4 protein-coding genes are annotated in these 6,500 nt (G+C 59.3%); all 4 read right to left on the bottom strand.

Going from position 1 to position 6,500, the window contains the following annotated elements; translation table 11 throughout:
• Positions 1–222: 222 nt before the first annotated feature.
• From gyrB to dnaA, 4 genes are read right to left on the bottom strand one after another with little or no spacing between them, the layout of a single operon-like run.
• Positions 223–2,643: a DNA topoisomerase (ATP-hydrolyzing) subunit B gene (gyrB, locus tag PSOLE_RS02860; RefSeq protein ID WP_074856731.1), complete on the bottom strand. Its 2,421-nt coding sequence runs from the start codon at positions 2,641–2,643 to the stop codon at positions 223–225.
• Positions 2,644–2,647: 4 nt separating this feature from the next.
• On the bottom strand, positions 2,648–3,751 hold the full coding sequence (gene recF, locus PSOLE_RS02855) for a DNA replication/repair protein RecF (RefSeq protein ID WP_074856728.1): 1,104 nt from the start codon (positions 3,749–3,751) through the stop codon (positions 2,648–2,650).
• Positions 3,751–4,854 carry a DNA polymerase III subunit beta gene (dnaN, locus tag PSOLE_RS02850; RefSeq protein WP_003458432.1) on the bottom strand — a complete coding sequence of 368 codons (1,104 nt, stop codon included), beginning with the start codon at positions 4,852–4,854 and terminating at the stop codon, positions 3,751–3,753. Before dnaN ends, recF begins: the two co-directional genes overlap by 1 nt.
• 38 nt (positions 4,855–4,892) lie before the next feature.
• Positions 4,893–6,383 carry a chromosomal replication initiator protein DnaA gene (dnaA, locus tag PSOLE_RS02845; protein ID WP_074856725.1) on the bottom strand — a complete coding sequence of 497 codons (1,491 nt, stop codon included), beginning with the start codon at positions 6,381–6,383 and terminating at the stop codon, positions 4,893–4,895.
• Between the last annotated feature and the right edge of the window lie 117 nt (positions 6,384–6,500).

Here is a 6,500-nt window from a genome sequence, read left to right as displayed (position 1 = left end):
TGCCTTCCGCTAGCACTTCCCCTTGCCGGGCGTGCAGAGGACTTTCACCTCCAAGTCGTCCGGTTCACCACCACAGTGAACCGAACAGCGCCAGTCACGGCGCTACGCGCCATGCCTGGCGCACCCAAAGAAAAACCCCGGCTCTAGGCCGGGGTAGTGACAGAAATTGTCATGACAATAACTTGCACAAACATGACAATTTATCTGCCCGTCGATAAATGATTAGAAATCCAGGTTAGACACCGCCAGGGCGTTTGACTCGATGAAGTCGCGGCGCGGCTCCACAGCGTCGCCCATCAGGGTGTTGAAGATCTGGTCGGCGGCGATGGCGTCCTCGATGGTCACCTTGAGCATGCGGCGCACTTCCGGGTCCATGGTGGTTTCCCACAATTGATCCGGGTTCATCTCACCGAGACCTTTGTATCGCTGGATGCTGTGACGCTTGGTGCTTTCGGTCATCAGCCAGTCCAGCGCTTCTTTGAAGGAGCTGACCGGTTTCTTGCGCTCGCCACGCTGCACGTAGGCGCCTTCTTCCAGCAGGTTATTCAGCTGTTCGCCCAGGGTAGTGACGGTCTTGTAGTCATTGCTGGCGAAGAAGTCGCGGTTGAAGGTAGTGTAGCTGGTAAGGCCGTGAGATTTGACCTCGACCTCCGGCAGCCACAGGTGACGCTCGCGGTCTTCACGCAGACTGGCACTGTAGGTCTGGCCTGACTTCTCGGTAGTCTTCAGACGTGCAGCGAAGCCTTCCAGCCAGTTTTGCATGAAGGCCTGATCAGCGAGCTGCTCCAGCGGAATGCGCGGCAGATAGACGAAGTGCTCGGTGATGTCCTTGGGATAGACACGCGACAGTCGATCCAGGGTTTTCATGACGCCACGGTATTCGCCCACGAGCTTTTCCAGCGCGCCGCCGGACAGGCCTGGGGCATTCTCGTTGACGTGCAGGCTGGCGTCTTCCAGAGCCGACTGGGTCATGTATTCCTCCATGGCCTCGTCGTCCTTGATGTACTGCTCCTGTTTGCCTTTCTTCACCTTGTACAGCGGCGGCTGGGCGATATAGATGTAGCCGCGCTCGATCAGCTCCGGCAACTGACGGAAGAAGAAGGTCAGCAGCAGGGTGCGAATGTGCGAACCGTCGACGTCAGCATCGGTCATGATGATGATGTTGTGGTAGCGCAGCTTGTCGATGTTGTACTCGTCACGGCCGATACCACAGCCGAGCGCAGTGATCAGCGTGCCGACTTCCTGCGAGGAAATCATGCGGTCGAAACGCGCGCGTTCAACGTTGAGGATCTTGCCCTTGAGCGGCAGGATCGCCTGGGTCTTGCGGTTGCGGCCCTGCTTAGCAGAACCGCCCGCGGAGTCACCCTCCACGATGTAGAGTTCGGACAGCGCCGGGTCTTTCTCCTGGCAGTCGGCCAGTTTGCCGGGCAGCCCGGCGATGTCCAGCGCCCCCTTGCGGCGGGTCATCTCACGCGCCTTACGCGCTGCTTCACGGGCACGTGCTGCATCGATCATCTTGCCGACCACAGCCTTGGCTTCGTTGGGGTTTTCCAGCAGGAAGTCGGCAAAGTACTTGCCCATCTCCTGCTCGACCGCGGTCTTCACCTCGCTGGAGACCAGCTTATCCTTGGTCTGCGAGCTGAATTTCGGGTCCGGCACCTTGACCGAGATAATTGCAGTCAGGCCTTCACGGGCATCGTCACCGGTGGTGGCGACCTTGAACTTCTTCGCCAGACCTTCGGCTTCGATGTAGTTGTTCAGGTGTCGGGTGAGGGCAGAGCGGAAGCCCGCCAGGTGAGTACCACCGTCACGCTGGGGAATGTTGTTGGTGAAGCAGAGGATGTTCTCGTTGAAACTGTCGTTCCACTGCAGGGCGACTTCGACACCAACACCGTCTTCTTCACGCTGCACACTGAAGTGGAATACCTGGTTGACTACGGTCTTGTTGGTGTTCAGGTACTCAACGAAGGCTTTCAGGCCGCCCTCGTACTTGAACAGCTCTTCCTTGCCGGTGCGTTCATCACGCAGCAGAATCCCCACGCCGGAGTTGAGGAAGGACAGTTCGCGCAGACGCTTGGCCAGGATGTCCCAGCTGAAGTGGATGTTGGCGAAGGTTTCTTCGGAGGGCTTGAAGTGGATTTGCGTGCCGGTACCGTCGGTATCCCCGACAGCAGTCAGGGGGGCTTGCGGCACACCATGCACATAGGTCTGTTCCCAGATCTTACCGCTACGGCGGATGGTCAGTACCAGCTCCTTGGAGAGGGCATTGACCACCGAGACACCCACACCGTGCAGGCCGCCGGATACCTTGTAGCTGTTGTCGTCGAACTTACCGCCGGCGTGCAGCACGGTCATGATGACCTCGGCCGCCGAGACGCCTTCTTCCTTGTGCATATCGACCGGAATACCACGGCCGTTGTCACGCACGCTGATCGACTCATCCGGGTGGATGGTGATGGTGATTTCGCTGCAATAGCCTGCCAGCGCTTCGTCGATGGAGTTATCGACCACCTCGAACACCATGTGGTGCAGACCACTACCATCGTCAGTGTCACCGATGTACATCCCGGGACGTTTGCGTACGGCGTCTAGTCCTTTCAGCACCTTGATGCTGGAGGAGTCGTACGTTTGGTTCTCGCTCATGCCTTCACTCCCGATGGTCTTGGGTCTGGGTGATACGGCCATGTTCCACGTGGAACATGGCAACCGGCGTATCCGTCTGCCAGCCTTCCCTCAACAATTCATGATCCACACAGGTGATGAACACCTGGCAGCGCAAATCTTCCAGCAACCGGCACAATGCCTGACGATGCTGTTCATCCAGCTCCGACGGTAGGTCGTCCACCAGATAGATACACTGGCCACGCTTGGCTTCGTTGACCAAGTGGCCTTGGGCGATGCGCAAAGCGCACACCACCAGTTTCTGTTGTCCTCGCGACAGAATCTCTGCCGCGTTATGCCCCGCCAGGCGCAGACGCAAATCGGCGCGCTGAGGTCCAGCCTGGGTGTGCCCGAGTTGCTGGTCACGGAACAGGGAAGTGGCGAGCACCTCACTCAGCTCTCGATCCTTGTCCCAACCTCGGTAGTAACTCAGGGTCAGACCTTCCAACTGCAGCAGCTCGGCAAGGGTTCGTTCGAACACTGGTTTCAAAGCCTGAATATAGGCTCGCCGATAGGTGTCGATCTCCTCGCTGGCACTGCATAGCTCGCGGTCCCATGCGGCCTGCGAAGCACCGTCAAGTATACCATGGCGCAGCCACGAGTTCCGCTGCCGTAGGGCTTTCTGCAGGCGTTGCCAGGCGCCGAGAAAGCGATGTTCCACGTGGAACACACCCCAATCGAGAAACTGCCGGCGAATCTTCGGGGCACCTTCAAGCAGTCGAAAACTATCGGGGTTTATCAGCTGTAGTGGCAACAGATCGGCTAGCTGCGCAGCGCTACGCGCATTCTGCCCATCAATACGAATCAGCAGCTCACCCTGACGATCGCGAGAGATACCCAGATTGCACGAGCCTCCCCCGGCCAACTGAACCTGACCGAAAATGGTGCAGGCGGGTTGTTCGTAATGGATGACTGGCTGCAGGCGGGTACTGCGGAAGGAGCGGGCGAGGCCGAGCAGATGGATCGCCTCGAGCACGCTGGTCTTGCCGCTGCCGTTGGCGCCGTGGAGGATGTTGATGCGGGAGGAGGGGGAGAGGGTCACCGGATGCAGATTGCGTACCCCGGTGACCGTGATACGGCTTAGGGACATTAAAGACGCATCGGCATGACAACGTAGGCAGAATCGTCGTTGTCGGCTTCCTGCAGCAGGGCACTGCTGTTGGAGTCGGAGAGGATCAAGCGCACCTGCTCGGTGCCCATCACGCCCAGCACATCCAGCAGATAACTGACGTTGAAACCGATCTCCAGGCCGCTGCCCGCATAGTCGACAACGATCTCTTCCTCGGCCTCTTCCTGCTCAGGGTTGTTGGCTTGAATCTTCAGCAGACCAGATGCCAGGGTCAGGCGAATGCCACGGTATTTCTCGTTGGACAGAATCGCGGTGCGGCTGAAGGCTTCGCGCAAGCCCTGACGATCCGCCAGCACCAGTTTGTCACCACCACGCGGCAGCACGCGCTCGTAATCCGGGAACTTGCCGTCGACCAGTTTCGAGGTGAAGGTGAACTCGCCGGTGTTGGCACGGATGTGATGCTGACCGAGAACGATGGCGACTTCGGCGTCCTGTTCGGTGAGCAGGCGAGCCAGTTCGAGAATACCTTTGCGCGGCACGATGACCTGATGCTTGCCTTCCTGCTGGATGACCGCTTCCATGGAGCACATGGCCAGACGGTGACCGTCGGTAGCGACCGCTCGCAGCAGACCGCTCTGTACTTCCAGGAGCATGCCGTTGAGGTAGTAGCGCACATCCTGCTGGGCCATGGCGAAGCTGGTGCCTTCGATCAAACGACGCAGCTTGGCTTGCGGCAGATTGAAGGTCAGCGAGCCTGGGCCTTCCTCGACGGTAGGGAAGTCGTTGGCCGGCAGAGTCGACAGGGTGAACCGGCTGCGCCCGGCCTTGACCAGCAACTTCTGCTCGTCGACGCGAATGTCAATCAGCGCGTCGCTCGGCAGGCTCTTGCAGATATCCATCAGCTTGCGCGCCGGCACGGTGATCTCACCCGGTTCGGCGGCATCTTCGAGTGTGACGCGGCCAACCAGTTCGACCTCGAGGTCGGTACCGGTCAGCGACAGCTGCTGGCCTTCGACCACCAGCAGGACGTTAGACAGAACCGGCAGCGTCTGGCGTCGTTCCACGACACCGGCGACCAGTTGCAGGGGTTTCAACAGGGCTTCGCGTTGAATAGTGAAATGCATGGTCTAGTCCCTTGCCTCGTGGAGCTGCATTGATTTGATCAGGTAGTCAGGGTGCGCAGCAGGTTCTTATAGTCCTCGCGGATGTCCGCGTCGGATCCCCTAAGTTCAGCAATCTTACGGCATGCATGCAACACCGTGGTGTGATCGCGGCCGCCGAAGGCCACACCGATTTCCGGCAGGCTGTGATTGGTCAGTTCCTTCGACAATGCCATAGCCACCTGACGCGGCCGGGCGATCGAGCGCGAACGGCGCTTGGAAAGCAAATCGGTGATCTTGATCTTGTAGTACTCAGCGGTGGTGCGCTGAATATTATCGATGCTGACCAGCTTGTCCTGCAGGGCCAGCAGATCCTTGAGCGACTCACGGATCAGCTCGATGGTGATGTCGCGGCCCATGAAGTGCGAGTGGGCGATCACACGCTTCAGCGCGCCTTCCAGTTCGCGCACATTGGAGCGAATGCGCTGAGCGATGAAGAACGCCGCATCGTGCGGCAGATCGACCTTGGCCTGGTCGGCCTTCTTCATCAGGATCGCCACGCGGGTTTCCAGTTCCGGTGGCTCGACGGCCACGGTCAGGCCCCAGCCGAAGCGCGATTTCAGTCGCTCTTCCAGGCCTTCGATCTCTTTCGGGTAGCGGTCGCTGGTGAGAATCACCTGCTGACCCCCTTCGAGCAGCGCGTTGAAGGTGTGGAAGAACTCCTCCTGGGAGCGCTCCTTCTTGGCAAAGAACTGGATGTCGTCGATCAGCAGCGCATCGACCGAGCGGTAGAAGCGTTTGAATTCGTTGATGGCGTTGAGCTGCAACGCCTTGACCATATCGGCGACGAAGCGCTCGGAGTGCAGGTACACAACCTTGGCGTTGGGGTTCTTCGCCAGCAGGTGATTACCCACAGCATGCATCAGGTGAGTCTTGCCCAAGCCAACGCCGCCATACAGGAACAGCGGGTTGTAACCGTGCTTAGGATTGTCCGCTACCTGCCAGGCTGCAGCGCGCGCCAACTGGTTCGACTTACCCTCGACGAAGTTATCGAAGGTAAAGGTGCGGTTGAGATAGCTGGTGTGCTTGAGGCCACCTTCGACCTGTACGGTACGTTCGGTGCGTGGCGCCACCGCGGGGGTCGGCGGTTGTGGCGCGGCTCCGCCCATGGAGTCGAAGCTGGCACGCGACGGCTCCTGCTGTGCAGGCGGCGGCACCGGCTTGCTGACGGATGCGGCGGCCTGAACCTGAGCGGCACGCGCAGCAGCAGGCAAAGGGGCCGTTGGCGCGACACGGGCAGTCGCTGCACGCTTGCTGCCTATTAATAAGGAAAGCGCAGGAACCAGACCGCCAGCGCGCTCACCGAGCAACTCGAGCAAACGGCCCAGGTACTTCTCGTTGACCCAATCGAGTACGAAACGATTCGGCGCATACACGCGCAGCTCGTCGCCTTCGGCTTCAACCTGCAGAGGACGGATCCAAGTGTTGAATTGCTGGGCCGGCAACTCGTCGCGCAAAAGCTCGACGCATTGCTGCCATAGTTCCACTGACACTGACTATCCCCTATCCAGGCGGCGATGCAAAAACAGCCGCCATTGTACCGGCCAACGACCGAGTTATCCACACAACAGGGACTAGATGGCCAAGTAAAATCAAAGCCTTAGTTCCAT

This window comes from Pseudomonas oleovorans subsp. oleovorans, from assembly GCF_002197815.1.
In the GTDB taxonomy this organism is placed as follows: Bacteria; Pseudomonadota; Gammaproteobacteria; order Pseudomonadales; family Pseudomonadaceae; genus Aquipseudomonas; species Aquipseudomonas oleovorans.
Note: the sequence above shows the minus strand (reverse complement) of the source record. Positions and strands in the feature narration are given on the sequence as shown.